A 16,829-nucleotide genomic window follows, 5' to 3' on the forward strand; every position below is an offset into this window, starting at 1 on the left:
GCAAGCTTCTTTTTTAATATTCTTTAATGATGTTATAAAATGTGTCTCGTTCAACAGGGTTTTTGCCTGCGCTTTTAATCATATGAATGAGCTCTTTTCTTGTAATTCCAGCAGAGGTAAGGGCTCCAACGGAATGAGAAATTCGCTCTTCAATTAATGTACCATGAATGTCGCTTGAGCCGAATGTTAATGCCATTTGTGTTAATTGCACGCCAATATTGATCCAATACGCTTTAATATGCTGGAAATTATCAAGCATTAAGCGACTAACCGCGATTGTTCTCATGTCATCGTAAGCAGACGTACGTCTGTTTAACCCTGCTTTTACATTTCTAGGCTGCATCGCTAATGGAATAAACACCATAAATCCATTCGTACGATCTTGTAGTTCACGCACGCGCTGCATATGGATTAATCGTTCTTCATGAGATTCAACCGAACCGTAAAGCATTGTTGAATGCGTGCGAAGTCCCAAATTATGAGCAGTTTCGTGTGCTTCGAGCCACTGGTCTGTTGAAGCTTTTTCAGGACTCATGATCGCACGGTAACGCTCTGTTAAAATTTCAGCGCCGCCACCAGTAAGTGTAGATAAGCCAGCGTCCATTAAGGTTTGGATGACTTCTTTCATTGAAATTCCAGCAAGACGAGAGAAAAATTCAATCTCTGCTCCTGTATAAGCTTTAACCGTTACGTGCGGATAGTGCTTTTTCAACGTTTTCACGATATTCACATAGTAGTCAAAGCCAACTTCATTGTTGTGCCCGCCGACAATATGGAATTCGCGAATGTTGTCATTCCAGCGATCAGATACGTATTTTAATAACGCTTCTTCATCCATTGTATAAGCGCCTTCTTCACCAGGCTTACGCTTAAATCCGCAGAAGCCACAATTCGCTTCACATACATTCGTTGGATTAATGTAGAGGTTCTCAATAAAATAAACGTTCTGACCATTTTTTCTTTCATTTACAAGGTTCGCTAATTGCGCAACACCAAGTAAATCTGGTGTTTCATATAATGTTAGGCCGTCTTCTATGGATAAGCGTTCACCGTTCAAAACTTTTTCTTTTACGTCTTGAAGTTTTTTGTCTGTCAAAAGCACACTCATCTTCGGATTCCTCCTTTAACAACATCGCTTGATGCATCGAACGAAGTCTATTAGTTGATCACGTATTCTATTATACTACTACATATTTAAGAATGAAAGGAACGACAAACGATCATAAAGAGAAAATAAGCAGAATGACATATTGAAACATGATGCTTGACCGAGGTAATATACAGGGTGGTGAATACTTATAATCTTGGAGGTAAGTAAAATTGAAAACACGGCATGATCGATGTTTGGATAAGTTAGAATTGTTACGCCAAGAGATGTTACTAGCAGCTAAGCGACATGGATTAAACCATCCTCTTGTCCTCACATATAGTGAACAAATTGATGATATACATAATGATTTAATGCGCAAAGGCCAATGTCCAATTAAGTAGTATGACTTGAGTATCAAAATGAAAAGGTCTATACTATAGGAAAGATAATAAGGGAGGCACGAACATGATTACTCTAACAGATGCAGCGGCAGCGCAAATTCTTTCAATGAAGAAAGACGAAGGCGACGATTCATTAATGTTACGAATCGGTGTACAAGGCGGAGGCTGTTCTGGTCTTTCCTATGGCATGGGTTTTGACGATGAAAAAGCAGAGAGCGACATACAATTCCAAGTCAATGGACTCGATATTTTAGTGGATCAGGAAAGTGAACCGATCATTAAAGGATTAGTGATTGATTATAAACAAAATATGATGGGCGGCGGATTTACTATTGATAATCCAAACGCCATTGCCAACTGTGGATGTGGCTCTTCTTTCAGAACCGCTACCAACGCAGGTACACCGGAAAATTGTTAAAGAAAGAACCGAAGACGCTTGTCTTCGGTTCTTATTTTTTTTCTGGCTCTAAATAATGGTTATAACGTTTTTCTAGATACCGCTGTAACCAAGCAAGCAGCGAACAGACGCCCCAGTAAATGAGTGCTGCGACGACAATAACGGTTAAATAGTTAAATTCCCGACCGCCAATGATTCGAGCTTGATACATTAATTCAGGTAAGGCAATCGTAGACGCAATCGACGTTGATTTAATTAATGTTAAAAAGACGTTGCTCAATGGTGGCAAGGCAATCCGAATCGCTTGTGGCAAAATAATGTAGCGCATGGCTTGCCATTTTCTTAATCCTAAAGCAGCAGCAGCTTCTTGCTGGCCATAAGAAACCGATGAAAGTGCTGAGCGATTCACTTCTGCAATATATGCAGACGTATTTAAACTAAACGCAACAATTGCAGCGGCAACAGCACTTAAACTTAAGCCAAGCTCCGGCAAAGCAGCATAAAGTAAAAAGAGAAGCACAAGTATCGGCACACCACGATTAAACGATATAAAAAGCATGCTCGGCCATCGAACATATCTACGGGGAGACATACGGCCGAATGCTAAAAATAACCCTAATACCATGGCAATGAGCATACTGACAACAGCGACGAGCATTGTATACTGCAAACCTTTTAAAATGAACGGGAATGATTCAATTGCTAGCGTAAGGTCAAATGAACTCATAGATGAACATTCCTTTTTTTATTCAAAATCGATATCTGGAAGTTCCGTTACATCGTAGCCTTCAAAAAATTCTTCTGAAAGGGCTGTAGCTGTACCATCATCCAATAATTGTGATAACGCATCATTCACGGCTTCTAGTAAAAGAGGCTCGTTCTTTGCCATCATTATCCCTTGTTCGCTTGGATCATAGAATAAGGTCGGATGAATTTGAACATTTATATCGGAAAGATGATTCACGGTAATGGATTGAAGATAATAATCGTTCAAAACCACATCGCCTTGTCCATTTTCAACAGCGCGCAAATAAACATCGTTTGTCACATTATCAAAATAGGTAGGTGTGGCTCCGTATTCTTCCGCTTTTTGCATATAAGTCGTGTTCATTGCGCCAAGCGCAATTTTCCCATCTAAATCTTCAAGAGATTCAATTCCTGATAAATCATCTTCTCGAACAATCGCACTTCCAAATGAGTATTTATACGGTGTGGAAAAATCAAAGTTTTCTTCTCGCTCCTCGGTAATGGCTAAGCTGTTAGCAGCAAGGTGAACGCGACCACTGTTTAACGCTTGTGTCATCGTATCTACGCCAATTTCCTCGAACTCAACTTCAACATCAAGAAGAGCAGCAATTTCTCTTACAAGTTCAACTTCGTACCCCGTTAATACATCATCTTCAGAATGATACGACGTTGGAAACAACGTTCCCGCTGTGGCAACCGTCATCGTTCCAGACTCTTGAATCGCATTCCAAGCTTCATTTCCGCTTGTCTCTTCTGTTTCATCAGATCCGCAAGCGACGAGAATAGTTGTTGCAAGTAAAGAAGGAAAAATAAGTTTTTTCATTGATGTAAATCCCCCTAATTCAATATCCTTAGTAAGTATGCACCGATTAAGCAAAACAATCAAGATGTAAACAGTTTCTTCCATTATAAAAGAATATCCTTAAAATCAATATTGTCGCAAGCGCTGCGACGAAATTGTATTTTCCTTTTATTGAAGGGCACGCTATAGGTGGATAAGATTGAACTAAAGTATATATACGAATAGGAGGAAATACGATGGCCGAGAAAAAAAGCATTCGGTCCCGCGTACAAAAGTTTGGGAGTAATTTAAGTAGTATGATCATGCCAAACATTGGCGCGTTTATTGCCTTTGGTACGATAACCGCAATTAATGCTTTCTTCATGATAGAAATCTTGGACAACATGGTCCAACCGATGATTTATTTCTTACTACCGCTATTAATTGCATATACAGGTGGTAAGCTTGTTCACGACATGCGTGGAGGTGTCGTCGGTGCAACAGCACTTATGGGTGTAATTGCAGCCGTACCAGACGCACCAATGTTTATTGGAGCAATGGTGATGGGACCACTTGGTGGGTATGTCATCAAAAAATTTGATCAGCTCATTGAAGGGAAAATTAGACAAGGGTTTGAAATGCTTGTCAATAACTTCTCTGCTGGTTTAATTGGTGCCGCTTTAGCTGTCATTGGTTCTTTAGTTGTAGCGCCACTTGTTCAAGGCTTAACGGAAATTTTAGGACGTGGAGCAGATTTTCTAATTTCAACAGGCCTTCTTCCGCTTGTAAGTATTATTATTGAGCCTGCAAAAATTCTCTTTTTAAATAACGCCATCAATCATGGTGTACTTGTTCCTTTAGCAGCTACTCAAGCAGATGAGTTAGGGAAATCAATTTTTTACTTACTAGAAGCCAACCCAGGGCCTGGTTTAGGAATTTTACTAGCGTTCATGATTTTTGGTAGAGGTGCTGCTCGTGGTTCTGCATACGGTGCAGGGATTATTCACTTCTTTGGGGGAATTCACGAAATCTACTTCCCTTATGTGTTAATGAAGCCATTAATGTTTATTGCTGTTATCTTTGGTGGGGCATCTGGTGTATTCGTTTTTAATTTATTTAATGTAGGTTTAGTAGCTCCAGCGTCACCAGGTAGTATTATTCCGATATTAGGTTTAACAGCACAAGGGGATTATCTAGGCGTCATCTTAGGTGTGCTTGTTGCAACAGCTGTTTCCTTTGTGATTGCTTCTCTTGTACTTCGTTTCGATAAAAAAGGCGAAGATGACAACATTGAAGACGCGCAAGCAAAAATGCAAGACATGAAAGGAAAGAAATCATCTGTCATTGCTGATGCAGGTGAGTCACAAGCAACTGGTTACGCGAATGTTTCATCAATTATCTTTGCATGTGATGCTGGAATGGGTTCAAGTGCGATGGGCGCATCGATCATGAAAGATCGCGTGAAGAAAGCAGGAATTGATGGGGTATCGGTTGCAAATACATCGATTAGCAATATTCCTGATAGCGCAGACCTTGTCATTACCCATAAGGACTTAACGGAACGTGCGAAGCAAAAAAATCCGTCTGCCATTCATGTATCAGTAGACAACTTTATGAATAGCCCGCGCTACAATGAAATCATTGAAGATTTAAAAGGTGGCACCTCGGCAGATGAGACAGTGAAAGCCGAAGCGGTCCAAGCAGATGTCGATAAAATTATTTTTGCATGTGACGCTGGAATGGGCTCTAGTGCGATGGGTGCTTCTTTACTAAAAAATAAGTTTAAGAAAGCAAATATCGAGGGTATTCATGTATCGAATACAGCGATTAATTCCATCCCATCGGATGCTGATATTGTCATTACCCATAGAGATTTAACGGAGCGTGCGAAGCAAAAGTTACCTGATGCTGAACATATCTCTGTAGAAAACTTCATGAACAGTCCGAAGTATGATGAGTTAATTGAACGCTTGAAATAAAAATTGGCATCCCTAACTCTAGGGATGCTTCCTGCTTTAGATGGAGGTTTTTTATGTGTTCTTAACGGCGAGAGAGCGTTTGCTATTAAGGGTGTTAATCGATCATGAATTTGGAATCGACATGAAGCAACTAGCGGATGCGGCATCAGTTAGTTTGCGTACGGTCCAACGTGATCTTAAACAACTGGAAAAGACACTTGCGAACCAACACCTACAGTTGCAAAGGAAGCCACACTTAAAGATTGTTGGAAACGAAGAACAAAAGCAGCAGCTGCTTGAAAGATTATCCGAAGGAGTTCAAAACGACTTCACCGCTCAAGAACGAATAAGCTTACTGATTGCCAGCTTGCTCGATGCAAAAGAACCAATAAAGCTTTATACATTAGCAAAAGATTTAAATGTTGCGGTTGCAACGGTTAGTTCTGATCTCTATAAAGCGAGCGAATGGTTAGAGCGATTTGGAATTGAGCTTATTCGGAAAAGAGGTTTCGGAATTGAGGCTGTTGGGAATGAAACGTCTATCCGCCGCGCAATGTCAGCTGTTTTATCTGAACATTTAACGGAAGAAACGTTTTATCAGGCTGTTTTTTCCAAAGACTTACAGCAAGAAGTTGCCAATCGGCTGCTACATTTTGTGGATTTGCAAACAATTCGAAGTGTCCAACTAACGTTGTCTAAATTACAAGCAGAGTCATTAGAACGATTAACAGATCAATCCTATGTTGCGCTCGTGGTTCATATCACATTAGCGGTTGAACGAATTCGTCAAGGTGAGAAGATTCAAATGGATGCTGGACAACTCGAAGTGCTGGAGCGAGAGAAAGAAGTGGTGCCATTGGCACAAAAGCTTGCTCGTGCACTTGAGCGAACATTTTCCGTTCATATTCCAAAAGAAGAGATTGGTTATTTGATCATGCATCTTCGAGGGACACGAACGTCGCAGCCTTTTGAAGAAACATTAGTGAAGGGGAATCCAGAGCTTTCCTATCGTGTAAAAGCATTTATTCGCGAAATGGAAGTAGCGTTACAGATGACCTTTAGTGATCCATCGTTTTTTCAAGGGTTGATGGCGCATTTACGCCCGACGATTTACCGGGTTGAGCAACAAATGAAAATTCACAACCCGCTGTTAGAGCAAATTAAAGCGGACTATAACGAACTTTTTGAGACGACCAAAGAAAAGGCGAATAAAGTGTTTGCGCCGATCGTGTTACCTGATGAAGAAATTGGATTCTTGACGCTTCATTTTGGCGCAGCTATGACACGCAAGAAAAACCGCCACTCTTTGCGGGCGCTGGTCGTCTGTTCAAGCGGTATTGGTTCAGCGAGAATGTTATCAAGCCGAATTCGTGATGAATTCCCTGAAGTTACGTCTATCACTCTCGCTTCGATGTTGGAGCTTGATCAATATGACCCTCATTCGTTTGACTTATTTTTATCAACGGTTCGTTTGAATGAACAAAAGCGACAGGCGATTCATGTTAGTCCGGTATTAACAGACAATGAAGTGACCATGATTCAGACGTATCTCAATAGTCATAATGAACAAAGGCCTATGCTCAACCTTCCACCTAAAAAAGACGGAAGTACCGTAACTTCCATGAAAGAAATTATTAATATGAGCTTGTACATTGAACAAGTGCTTGATTCTATTTTTCATTGTGACGTTTCTTCCGTTGAAGACGGACTTGAAATGATTATTGGCCAGTTGGAAGAAAAGGGGAAGGTTAAAAAGAAAGAGCGTGTTCTGTCGTCGCTACAAGAAAGAGAAGCGCTCGGAGGTTTAGCCATTCCAGGTTCAGGGTTAGCGCTATATCATACGAGAACAGCGGATATAATTGCGCCTGTATTTGGGATACTAACTTTGACGACCCCAGTAACGGTCCAATCAATGGCTGGTGAGAATGAAGAGATCACCAGAATGATCCTTATGCTCGCACCGATTCAATTAACAGAGCAACAATTAGCTTATATGAGTTATTTAAGTATCTTATTGATTGAATCAGAAGAACAAACGAGATTGTTTAAAGAGGAATCGATAGCAGAAATTAAATCGTTGCTCGAAGAAAAAAGCAAAACATTTTTAATCAGATTTATAAATGAAGGAGTCGATACAACATGAGTATTTTAAAAGAAGAAAACATCCGATTAAACGTTAAAGTGAGTTCAAAAGAAGAGGCGATTCGTCAAGCTGGAGAAATTCTTGCTGAGCAAGGGTACATTAGCGAAAACTACATCGATAAAATGTTTGAAAGAGAAGAAGTGACATCGACGTATATGGGTAACCTTTTAGCAATCCCTCACGGAACAGAAGATGCAAGAGACGAAGTACGTTCTTCTGGACTATCGATTCAATTGCTTGATGAAGAACTGGATTGGAACGGAAATCCTGTTCAGCTTGTTATTGGGATTGCAGGAAAAGGAGACGAGCATTTAGCAATTCTTTCGCAAATTGCGATTGCTTGTTCAGAAGAAGAAAATGTACGCGAATTATTAAAAGCGACTTCAGAAAAAGACGTCCTTGATTTCTTCTCAGAGGTTGCTGAATAATGAATGCTGTTCACTTTGGTGCGGGTAATATAGGAAGAGGATTTATTGGCGCTTTATTAGCTGATGCGGGCTATCAAGTTCAGTTTGTGGATGTGAATGATGCCGTCATTGATGCATTAAATGAACGTGGTCACTATGATGTTCAAGTTGTGGGTGAACAAAACCACTCATTCACTGTGAAAAACGTCTCTGGCATTAACAGCAAAACAAACGAGGCTGGCGTATTAGATGCGATTGCGCAAGCAGATATTATCACAACAGCAGTTGGGCCACATATTTTGCCAATGCTTGCAGGAACAATTGCAAAAGGACTTTTGGCGCGGACTTCAACTAAGCCTGTGAACGTCATTGCTTGTGAAAATGCGATACGAGCTACTTCTCAATTAAAAGAAGCCGTTGTCTCACAGTTAAGCGCAGATGAATGGGAAACAGTAAGTGCGTATACTGGTTTTGCGGATGCTGCTGTAGATCGAATTGTGCCAAATGTGCAGTCTGATGATGTGTTGTCTGTAACCGTAGAGCCCTTTTTTGAATGGGTTGTCGAAGAGCCTTCATTAAAAGGTGAATCGATTTCTTTAGGTGAAGCAAAACGTGTACAAGACTTAGCGCCGTTTATTGAAAGAAAGCTTTTCACTGTTAACACCGGTCACGCGGTTGCTTCATATGCTGGTTTTCAAGCAGGAATTGAGACCATTAAGGAAGCGTTGGCTCAAGATTACATTAAACACCGTGTGCGCGGTGCATTAAATGAAACAAAAGCAATTTTAGTTGAGGATCATGGATTTGATGCAGAAGAACAAGAAGCTTATATTGATAAAATCATTTCGCGCTTTGAAAATCCTTATTTAGAAGATAAGGTGAACCGTGTCGGTCGAGGACCGATACGTAAATTAGGGCTAAACGATCGACTTGTGAAGCCAGCAAAAGCATTAGCTGAAAAAGGGCTTCATCCAGAGTCCCTTGTAGAAACGATTTATGACGCCTTACGCTTTTACGATGAGACAGATGAGGAAAGCGTAAAGCTTAAGCAATTAATCGCGGATAAAGGCTATATTGGCGCGTTTACGAGCATTACAGGGTTAGAAGACGCTCATCCTCTCGTGCATTTGTTAAAGAAACGTCTATAAAAATAAAAAAGCTCGTGCATAGATTACATTCTATGTACGAGCTTTTTCTTATTCAAATATACTAGTGGAGTGACCTGGAAAAACGCGCGCTTTAGGGTCAATGTATACTTTTGCGTTATTAACAGCTGTTGGTGCTTCACCGAACCCGGTTGCAATGAGCTTTACTTTTCCATCGTATGTGCTCACGTCTCCTGCTGCATAAACGCCTTCAATATTTGTTTCCATTTTAGAGTTTACTTGAATAGCATTTTTATGAATGTCTAAGCCCCATTCTTTAATAGGTCCTAAAGTGGATACAAAGCCAAATGTGACCACCACATCATCAACATTAATCGTTTCTGTTTCTTCACCTTTTACTTTTGTGAAAGTCACAGCAGACACACGGTCATTTTCGCCGTGCAGTTCAGTTGTTTCATACGGTGTAAGTAGGCGCACATTTGATTTTTTCAATAATTCAACACTATGCTCATGAGCACGGAATTCATCGCGGCGGTGAACCAACGTCACTTCCTTTGCGATTGGTTCAAGCATGAGTGCCCAGTCAACCGCAGAGTCTCCTCCGCCAATCACAGCTACACGCTTACCTGTAAAAGCAGATAAATCACGGATAAAATAATGGATATTTTGATCTTCGTATTGCTCTGCTCCGTCTACTTTAAGCTTTCTTGGAGCAAAGGCACCGGCACCAGCCGTAATTAATACCGCTTTTGTTGCATGAGATTGCTTATTTGTGGTTAATGTAAACGTATTATCTTCTTCTTTCGTTAACGTTTGTACCGCTTCTTCAAGCGCCAGTTCTGGATTAAACTGCTGAGCTTGTGCAGTAAGTTGATCGACTAAGTCTTGTGCTTTTATGTTCGGAAAACCAGCAACATCATAAATATATTTATCAGGATAAAGCGCTGAAAGTTGGCCGCCTAATTGAGGCATACTTTCAATAACTTTCACTTTCATTTGGCGCATTCCTGCATAAAAGGCAGCAAAAAGTCCAGCTGGACCGCCACCGATAATGGTTAAGTCATATAAATCTTCACGTTCTTCCAATGTGTTACCCCCCAGACTGAATTGAGATCCTTTCTCATTATACATGGTGGTGGAAACAAATACAAAGGGCAGCAATTAAACCAAACTTTTTTATACAATGGAGTTGAATTTTGAAGAAAAAACGAATATTATTAGAGTGTTGGATTATATGACGATTATATGAAATTCTCTAGTTATGAATTAGAACGTGAAATTGATCACAAACATAAACGCCATACGAATTAAAATACTGACAATTGGAAGTGATTTGTAGTGAACAAAGCAAAAATCGTTATTGCCGGAGCTGGATACGGTGGTATGAATACAGCGGTAACGTTGTCAAAGAAACTAGGACATAATGATGCATCGATTACACTTGTAAATAAGCATGACTATCATTATCAAACAACGTGGTTACATGAGCCTGCTGCAGGCACCATGGATCCTGATCGTACACGCGTGAAAATTTCAGATGTCTTAAATACAAACAAAGTTAATTTCGTTCAAGATGAAGTGCTTGAAATTAAAACAGACGATAAAAAAGTGATGCTTAAAGATGGTGAATTAGAGTATGATTACCTCGTTGTATCATTAGGTGCTGTTTCTGAAACGTTTGGTATTCCAGGTGTGCATGAACATGCATTCACGAAATGGACATTAAACGGTGCTCGTCAAGTGAAGGATCACATTGATGCGCAATTTGCAAACTACAACAATACAGCAGATCCTCATGAAGGCATGCTAACATTTGTTGTAGCAGGCGCAGGATTTACGGGTATTGAATTTATCGGAGAATTATCTGAGCGCGTTCCTGAGCTTTGTAAAAAATATGATGTACCACGTGAAAAAGTTCGCTTGTTCGTTGTTGAAGCAGCACCGAGTGCCCTTCCAGGATTTGACCCTGAATTGGTTGAATATGGCATGAACCTTCTTGAAAGCCGTGGTGTTGAGTTTAAAATTAACACGCCAATTAAAGAAGTAACGGCTTCTGGTGTTGTTGTTGGTGAAGGCGAAGAAATTAAATCAGAAACGATCGTTTGGGCTACAGGTGTACGTGGAAACCCAGTTATCGACAACTCTGGTTTTGAAGCGAACCGTGGACGTATTAAGGTAGAACCAGATTTACGTGCGCCAGGTTATGATGATGTATTCGTTATTGGCGACTGCGCGCTTATTATTAATGAAGAAGCGAATCGTCCATACCCGCCAACAGCGCAAATCGCGATGCAAATGGCGAAAACGGCTGCAACAAACATTGAAACGCTAAATAAAGGCGGCTCGAACCTAGAAAGCTTTAAGCCAGACATCAAAGGAACTGTTGCTTCTCTAGGCGGTAAAGAAGCAATCGGTGTCGTAGGCTCTAAAAAGATTTACGGTGGTACGGCCAACTTTATGAAGAAAATGATTGATAACCGTGCGCTATTCGTTCTTGGTGGACCAATGCTAACGTTGAAAAAAGGGAAATTCCCTCTATAAGATAAGGTAGCAACTGAAAAAATCAGTGAGGCTTCAAGCCTTACTGATTTTTTTAAGTTTGATTCGATATTGACTTACGGAAGCGCTTTTTCGTAAACTAAGAGGGGAGGATGAGTTATGGAAGGTATACATATCTTACAATTAATTGTTTCAATCATATTGTTCTTTATCCTATTTGCCGGGATTGGCTTTCTATTAAATATGGTGTTGCGCTTAACCTGGATTATGGCGTTTATTTATCCAATCGTTGTGTTATTAATCGTGAATCAACAGCCTTATCGCTTCTTTTTTCAACAACCTGGGGAAGCATTTAGTCAGTTATTTGAACGTGTGATCTCGCTTCATTTTGCTGATATTGTCGTGCTAACAAGCGGATTCCTTGGCGCAATCGCGGCCGGAATTATTATGAAATTACTAAGAAAAGCGGGCTATCAGATGTTTTAAGCAGACTTGTTAAGAGAGTCTGTTTTTTTTTGCATAATGTCTCCTCTACTGGAAATGCTGTAGTAGAGGAGTGTGACGACAATATGTATAAAAACGCAACCTATAAATGGCTTTTTCGATCATTCATGTGTGTTCTCTTTATTGGTGCAGTGCTTACCACATTTTCTGTATTTACCAATTTCCCATTCTCAACCATTCACGTGCAAGATATGAACGGAAAAGCGTTGCATGAACATGATCGCTCGATTCCTGGTTTAACGGTGCCCACCTATACGCTTATGGAGGAAGAGTTGGATACGACAGAATATAATCGTGTTCATGTAACGGCGACAGGGTATACAGCTGGAGTGGAGTCCACTGGAAAATATCCAGGTGACCCAGCATACGGAATTACCTTTTCAGGATTGCCTGTATTAAGAGATTCTTATTCGACTGTTGCAGCGGACCCATCGGTATTTCCTTTAGGAACGGTTTTATTTATTCCGGGCTATGGATATGGGGTAGTAGCAGATACAGGATCGGCTATAAAGGGAATGAAATTGGACTTATATTATGATTCCATTGATGATGTGTTTAATGAGTGGGGCAAAAAAGATCTAGATGTGTTTGTTATTAAAGAAGGTAAAGGCTCGATTACGCAGGATGAATTAAATGCTTTAAATGAGCGAACAAACTATCATGAATTTAAACGTACCCGTGAAACATAAGGCTACCTTGCTACATAGAGTGCAGAGGTGAAGCTTTTCTTTTGTACAAAGGGTAAATGAAAAGAATCTGCATGAGCGATTGTGACTCATACAGATTCTTTTTCTTGTTCAATTCATTTAGATAGCGTTTAGGAGCGGATATAGAACAAATGCGAGGATGATTCCTAGCAATGCACCAAAGAACACTTCAATCGGTTGATGACCGAGTAATTCTTTTAGCTTTTGTTCATTTTCCTTTTTAGGCCATGTCTTAACTTCTTCTACTAATCGATTAAAATCCAGTACAAGTTGGTTTAAAACGGTTGCGTGGTAACCAGCATGTCTTCTTACACCAGTAGCATCAAACATGACAACAACAGCAAATACTGCAGAAATAGCGAATAGAGAAGAGTCTAAACCGTGTTCAATAGCAATGGCTGTTGATACACCTGTTACTGCAGCGGAATGTGAACTTGGCATGCCGCCAGTGCTTGTTAAAAGAGACATGTTAAGCTTACGGGTAGCAAAAAATGCGAGTGGAATTTTGATAACTTGAGCTAATGCAATCGCAATTAAAGCTGTCCAAAGCGGGTAGTTTTGAAAGATTTCCATAGTTCCTTCCTTTCACTCTTCTCATTTATTGATGTGAATAGTATATCATAAGCGATTTGTGATTTCCTTTCAAGTCTAATCCTTTGAGACATTTTTTTAACATGCTATACTAGTTGCTAAAGAGAGGAGATGTAAGAATGTTTAAAGAAAAAGCACAATGGAATGTTGGGCAAATGGACGAGCAAGTGCTTGTTCTAGCTGTCTGGAATAAAGGCGATTTTTCAACAGGCGTTAAAGCGATTGATAAGGAAATGAATGGGCAATTAACGGAACTTTCTAAGCAAAAATCGTTTCCGAACAAGAAAGGCTCTTTTGTAGAACTGTTTACGCTTGGAACAATAGGGGTAAAGAAAATTTATGCCGTTTACCTAGGTGAAGAAGGACAACTACATAAGGATGAGCTTCGAAATGCGGTTGGAAATGTAGGGTTAGCTTTAAAAAAGGACAAAGTTGAGCATGCGGCATTTGTCATTGATAGTTTCGCAAAGTCTGGTCTTTCTTTAGAAGAGATTGCTTTCACTTGTGGTGAAGCGATTGCGTTAAGTTCTTATGATAAGCTTACGTATAAAGAAAAAACCAACGAAGTGAAAAAAGAGCTAACGTCTGTTAGTTTTTATGTGGATGAAGAGGGATTCACAAAACATGCAGAGCTTGGGTATACATATGGAGAAGGCGCGAATACAACGCGTCGATTAGTCAATATTCCAGGGAATCTTCTGACGCCGACTGACCTTGCTAATGAGGCTAAAGCCATCGCGGATAAGCATCGGTTTGAATTTAACGTGTTAGAAGAAGAGGAAATGGAAACCCTCGGTATGGGGGCGCTTTTAGCTGTATCACGAGGAAGCGATCAACCAGCAAAAATGATCGTGATGCGTTATAACGGCGACAGTGACAGCGAAGAAGTGACGGCGCTTGTTGGGAAGGGTTTAACTTTCGATGCAGGTGGTTACTCGCTAAAGCCGGCGGCAAATATGCATACAATGAAAACAGATATGGGTGGCGCAGGAGCTGTACTAGGAGCGATGGATATCATCGGCCGAACAAAACCAAAACAAAACGTTTTGTGCGTCATTCCTTCAAGTGAGAACTTAATTAATGGTTCTGCGATGAAGCCAGGTGATGTATTACGAGCGATGAATGGGAAAACAATAGAAGTACGTAATACAGATGCGGAAGGTCGACTCATTTTGGCAGATGGGGTTGCGTATGCGGTTCAACTCGGAGCAACGCGCTTAATTGATGTGGCGACGTTAACAGGAGCTTGTGTGGTAGCATTAGGGCAAGAAACGACAGGTGCTGTCACAAATGATGAGCGCTTAATGGAACGTATTCGTCAAGCAGGCGATGAAACGGGTGAGCCGGTATGGGCATTCCCAAATAGCCAGCCTTACAAAGATATGTTGAAGACAAGTGATGTTGCAGATTTAAATAATGCTCCAGGTCGAGCAGGTGGTAGCATTACAGCAGGATTGTTTATTGGTGAATTTGTTGGTTCCACGCCTTGGGTACATCTGGATGTCGCTGGAACGGCGTCAAAAGACAAAGGTTCATCAACAGGCCCTGCTGGAGCGACTGGTGTAATGGCTCGAACGCTTGCAAAGTTTGTAGAACAGTCGTAATAGAAACGACTTAACAAATGGCTTAAAAGGCAAATTTGTATTAATACTTGTACCGATTGAATCATATCGTTATAATGAAGGATATTAATGAGTGGAACCTAGCCAAACAGAACGTTTCTGTATGAGGAAGGGGAACAAAATGATTGATACTGCTTATGTGGAGATAAAGTGTGCACGTGAGCTTTATGCGACAAATCGGAAATACCGAGTATTTATTAATGACCATTTCGTGGGCTCGCTTAAACGCAGGCAAAAAATGACCATTGAAGTGCCTGCGGGAACCCATAAACTTTTTGCGACGAATGATGCATCTGATACCGAAACGTTAGAACTATCGGTTCAAGAAGGAGACAGAGTGTCGTATCAGTTAAAAGGTTGTCGTGATAAATCACTGTCCTTCACAAAAATATTAGCGATATAATGAATGACGAAACCCAAAAGGAGTAAATCCTTTTGGGTTTTTTTATGACCTTGACAAAGGGAAGAGAAGGATGATAAATTATACAAATGTTTTAGTGATTTATCAGACTAAAGGATGATGGATATGAATGCAGTAATTATTGCCGTTTTACTTATGATTCTATTGAGTTTGTTAAGAGTGCACGTCGTTTTGGCAATTACACTCTCTGCTTTAGTAGGTGGACTATTAGGGGGACTCGATTTCTCAAGTACCGTACAAATATTTGGAAATGGGTTAGGGGGCAATGCAGAAATTGCCTTTAGCTATGTTCTTTTAGGCGCTTTTGCAGTTGGACTCTCTAGGACTGGCTTACCGGATTTTATGGTGGATCGTTTGCAAATCTGGATGAAGCGAAACGGAGAGCGTGAACGAGATACACTATCAAGAATGTTGCTGTTTCTTATGCTGTTAATTGTTGCGAGTATGTCGCAAAATGCGGTACCTGTTCACATTGCATTTATTCCAATACTAATTCCGCCGATTCTGCTTATTTTAAATCGATTAGAAGTGGATCGCCGATTGATTGCGTGTATTTTAACGTTCGGTTTGACCGCTCCATATATGCTCCTCCCCTATGGGTTCGGGCAAATTTTCCATAAGACGATTGCAGATAATATGGAAGCAAGTGGATTGCCTATTAACATCGATCTTATTCCACAAGCTATGCTACTCCCAACAGCAAGTACGCTTATTGGCTTAGGAATTGCAGTATTTATTACCTATCGTCAGCGCCGTGTCTACAAAGATGTTCCGCTGTCAGGTGATGATTCAAGCATGAGCGAGGAAAAATCTTATAGTACAACGTCACTTTTGCTTGCGGGGCTTGCGGTTGTCGTCACGGTTGTTGTACAAAGTTTTTATCGTGATTCGATGATTCCTGCTGCACTAGCCGGATTGCTGTTACTGTTTGTAACGGGAGCGGTTAAAGTGAAAAAAACAGATGAAGTGATGTCAGAAGGCATTAAAATGATGGGCTTTATTGGGTTTGTGATGCTTTCCGCAGCAGGATTTGCTGATGTGATTCGAGAGACGGGTCATGTAGAAAGCCTTGTGCAAAACGTAGCGAGCATGATTAACGGCAATCAGATCATCGCAGCACTCTTAATGATGGTCGTTGGTTTGATTATTACTTTAGGGATTGGGTCTTCTTTCTCCACCATTCCAATTATTACAGCGCTGTTTGTTCCACTCGGTTTAGAAGTCGGGATGTCGACATTAGCGATTATCTCCATTATTGGTTCTGCTGGAGCGATTGGTGACGCAGGTGCGCCAGCATCGGATTCAACCCTTGGTTCAACGGCAGGCTTAAATGCAGACGGACAGCATGATCATATTTGGGATACATGTGTGCCAACGTTCTTGCACTTGACCGTCCCACTATTTCTCGTTGGGTGGCTAACGGCCATTATTTTATAAAGAAAAAGCGAAGGCAGT

17 protein-coding genes are annotated in these 16,829 nt (G+C 40.7%); 12 read left to right on the forward strand and 5 right to left on the reverse strand.

The annotated features are described in order from the left end of the window. Nucleotides 1-13 precede the first annotated feature (13 nt). Nucleotides 14-1,108: an aminofutalosine synthase MqnE gene (gene mqnE, locus ACE1TH_RS01195; RefSeq protein WP_375078246.1), complete on the reverse strand. Its 1,095-nt coding sequence runs from the start codon at nt 1,106-1,108 to the stop codon at nt 14-16. A gap of 212 nt (nt 1,109-1,320) precedes the next feature. Here mqnE and ACE1TH_RS01200 point away from each other — a divergent pair, with 212 nt between their 5' ends. Further along, nucleotides 1,321-1,491, forward strand: coding sequence for a Spo0E family sporulation regulatory protein-aspartic acid phosphatase (locus tag ACE1TH_RS01200; protein WP_255223749.1), 171 nt, complete (start codon nt 1,321-1,323; stop codon nt 1,489-1,491). Nucleotides 1,492-1,555: 64 nt separating this feature from the next. Continuing rightward, on the forward strand, nt 1,556-1,909 hold the full coding sequence (locus tag ACE1TH_RS01205; protein ID WP_099301627.1) for a HesB/IscA family protein: 354 nt from the start codon (nt 1,556-1,558) through the stop codon (nt 1,907-1,909). 31 nt (nt 1,910-1,940) lie between these two features. On the opposite strand, the gene ACE1TH_RS01210 is transcribed toward ACE1TH_RS01205, so the two are convergent. Continuing rightward, nucleotides 1,941-2,615 (reverse strand): amino acid ABC transporter permease, encoded by a 675-nt coding sequence (locus ACE1TH_RS01210; RefSeq protein WP_099301626.1) that lies wholly within the window; start codon nt 2,613-2,615, stop codon nt 1,941-1,943. 18 nt (nt 2,616-2,633) lie between these two features. Beyond that, complete coding sequence (locus ACE1TH_RS01215; RefSeq protein WP_099301625.1) at nt 2,634-3,458, reverse strand: transporter substrate-binding domain-containing protein; 825 nt, start codon at nt 3,456-3,458, stop codon at nt 2,634-2,636. A 215-nt stretch (nt 3,459-3,673) separates the two neighbouring features. Between ACE1TH_RS01215 and ACE1TH_RS01220 the strand changes: the two genes are divergently transcribed. Genes ACE1TH_RS01220 through ACE1TH_RS01235 form a run of 4 tightly spaced genes read left to right on the forward strand, consistent with a single transcriptional unit; the run spans nt 3,674 to nt 9,072 of the window. Then, the gene (locus ACE1TH_RS01220; protein ID WP_099301624.1) at nt 3,674-5,395 is read left to right on the forward strand and encodes a PTS mannitol transporter subunit IIBC; all 1,722 of its coding nucleotides are present in this window, start codon (nt 3,674-3,676) and stop codon (nt 5,393-5,395) included. Nucleotides 5,396-5,435: 40 nt separating this feature from the next. Beyond that, a complete protein-coding gene (locus ACE1TH_RS01225) occupies nt 5,436-7,517 on the forward strand; it encodes a BglG family transcription antiterminator (protein WP_375078247.1) in 2,082 nt (693 codons plus the stop codon). Next, nucleotides 7,514-7,945 carry a PTS mannitol transporter subunit IIA gene (locus ACE1TH_RS01230; protein WP_255223745.1) on the forward strand — a complete coding sequence of 144 codons (432 nt, stop codon included), beginning with the start codon at nt 7,514-7,516 and terminating at the stop codon, nt 7,943-7,945. The genes ACE1TH_RS01225 and ACE1TH_RS01230 overlap by 4 nt, the downstream gene beginning before the upstream one ends. Then, the gene (locus ACE1TH_RS01235) at nt 7,945-9,072 is read left to right on the forward strand and encodes a mannitol-1-phosphate 5-dehydrogenase (protein WP_255223744.1); all 1,128 of its coding nucleotides are present in this window, start codon (nt 7,945-7,947) and stop codon (nt 9,070-9,072) included. Before ACE1TH_RS01230 ends, ACE1TH_RS01235 begins: the two co-directional genes overlap by 1 nt. 48 nt (nt 9,073-9,120) lie before the next feature. On the opposite strand, the gene ACE1TH_RS01240 is transcribed toward ACE1TH_RS01235, so the two are convergent. Then, the gene (locus ACE1TH_RS01240) at nt 9,121-10,116 is read right to left on the reverse strand and encodes an NAD(P)/FAD-dependent oxidoreductase (protein WP_255223743.1); all 996 of its coding nucleotides are present in this window, start codon (nt 10,114-10,116) and stop codon (nt 9,121-9,123) included. A gap of 252 nt (nt 10,117-10,368) precedes the next feature. On the opposite strand from ACE1TH_RS01240, the gene ACE1TH_RS01245 reads away from it, so the two are divergent. The 3 genes from ACE1TH_RS01245 to ACE1TH_RS01255 all read left to right on the forward strand — a co-directional run bounded on the left by ACE1TH_RS01245 (nt 10,369) and on the right by ACE1TH_RS01255 (nt 12,722). Next, on the forward strand, nt 10,369-11,571 hold the full coding sequence (locus ACE1TH_RS01245; RefSeq protein ID WP_099301619.1) for an NAD(P)/FAD-dependent oxidoreductase: 1,203 nt from the start codon (nt 10,369-10,371) through the stop codon (nt 11,569-11,571). Between the two features lie 117 nt (nt 11,572-11,688). Then, on the forward strand, nt 11,689-12,015 hold the full coding sequence (locus ACE1TH_RS01250) for a YuiB family protein (protein WP_255223742.1): 327 nt from the start codon (nt 11,689-11,691) through the stop codon (nt 12,013-12,015). Between the two features lie 83 nt (nt 12,016-12,098). Continuing rightward, on the forward strand, nt 12,099-12,722 hold the full coding sequence (locus ACE1TH_RS01255; RefSeq protein ID WP_099301617.1) for a 3D domain-containing protein: 624 nt from the start codon (nt 12,099-12,101) through the stop codon (nt 12,720-12,722). A 117-nt stretch (nt 12,723-12,839) separates the two neighbouring features. Here ACE1TH_RS01255 and ACE1TH_RS01260 read toward each other — a convergent pair whose 3' ends face one another. Continuing rightward, the gene (locus tag ACE1TH_RS01260; RefSeq protein WP_099301616.1) at nt 12,840-13,313 is read right to left on the reverse strand and encodes a divergent PAP2 family protein; all 474 of its coding nucleotides are present in this window, start codon (nt 13,311-13,313) and stop codon (nt 12,840-12,842) included. 137 nt (nt 13,314-13,450) lie between these two features. Here ACE1TH_RS01260 and ACE1TH_RS01265 point away from each other — a divergent pair, with 137 nt between their 5' ends. From ACE1TH_RS01265 to ACE1TH_RS01275, 3 genes are all read left to right on the forward strand, one after another. Beyond that, entirely contained in the window at nt 13,451-14,935 is a 1,485-nt protein-coding gene (locus ACE1TH_RS01265) for a leucyl aminopeptidase (protein ID WP_375078248.1), read from the forward strand. Nucleotides 14,936-15,074: 139 nt separating this feature from the next. Further along, entirely contained in the window at nt 15,075-15,356 is a 282-nt protein-coding gene (locus tag ACE1TH_RS01270) for a hypothetical protein (RefSeq protein ID WP_099301614.1), read from the forward strand. A gap of 123 nt (nt 15,357-15,479) precedes the next feature. Beyond that, nucleotides 15,480-16,811, forward strand: a complete 1,332-nt coding sequence (locus ACE1TH_RS01275) for a Na+/H+ antiporter NhaC family protein (RefSeq protein ID WP_375078249.1) — start codon at nt 15,480-15,482, stop codon at nt 16,809-16,811. Nucleotides 16,812-16,829 lie beyond the last annotated feature (18 nt).

The organism is Shouchella sp. JSM 1781072, from assembly GCF_041949915.1.
Classification (GTDB): domain Bacteria; phylum Bacillota; class Bacilli; order Bacillales; family Bacillaceae_D; genus Shouchella.

Coding starts and splice junctions, on each gene's coding strand:
- mqnE (WP_375078246.1), bottom strand. CDS start 1,108: ATGAGTGTGCTTTTGACAGACAAAAAACTTCAAGACGTAAAAGAAAAA.
- ACE1TH_RS01205 (WP_099301627.1), top strand. CDS start 1,556: ATGATTACTCTAACAGATGCAGCGGCAGCGCAAATTCTTTCAATGAAG.
- ACE1TH_RS01210 (WP_099301626.1), bottom strand. CDS start 2,615: ATGAGTTCATTTGACCTTACGCTAGCAATTGAATCATTCCCGTTCATT.
- ACE1TH_RS01215 (WP_099301625.1), bottom strand. CDS start 3,458: ATGAAAAAACTTATTTTTCCTTCTTTACTTGCAACAACTATTCTCGTC.
- ACE1TH_RS01220 (WP_099301624.1), top strand. CDS start 3,674: ATGGCCGAGAAAAAAAGCATTCGGTCCCGCGTACAAAAGTTTGGGAGT.
- ACE1TH_RS01225 (WP_375078247.1), top strand. CDS start 5,436: ATGGAGGTTTTTTATGTGTTCTTAACGGCGAGAGAGCGTTTGCTATTA.
- ACE1TH_RS01230 (WP_255223745.1), top strand. CDS start 7,514: ATGAGTATTTTAAAAGAAGAAAACATCCGATTAAACGTTAAAGTGAGT.
- ACE1TH_RS01235 (WP_255223744.1), top strand. CDS start 7,945: ATGAATGCTGTTCACTTTGGTGCGGGTAATATAGGAAGAGGATTTATT.
- ACE1TH_RS01250 (WP_255223742.1), top strand. CDS start 11,689: ATGGAAGGTATACATATCTTACAATTAATTGTTTCAATCATATTGTTC.
- ACE1TH_RS01255 (WP_099301617.1), top strand. CDS start 12,099: ATGTATAAAAACGCAACCTATAAATGGCTTTTTCGATCATTCATGTGT.
- ACE1TH_RS01260 (WP_099301616.1), bottom strand. CDS start 13,313: ATGGAAATCTTTCAAAACTACCCGCTTTGGACAGCTTTAATTGCGATT.
- ACE1TH_RS01265 (WP_375078248.1), top strand. CDS start 13,451: ATGTTTAAAGAAAAAGCACAATGGAATGTTGGGCAAATGGACGAGCAA.
- ACE1TH_RS01270 (WP_099301614.1), top strand. CDS start 15,075: ATGATTGATACTGCTTATGTGGAGATAAAGTGTGCACGTGAGCTTTAT.
- ACE1TH_RS01275 (WP_375078249.1), top strand. CDS start 15,480: ATGAATGCAGTAATTATTGCCGTTTTACTTATGATTCTATTGAGTTTG.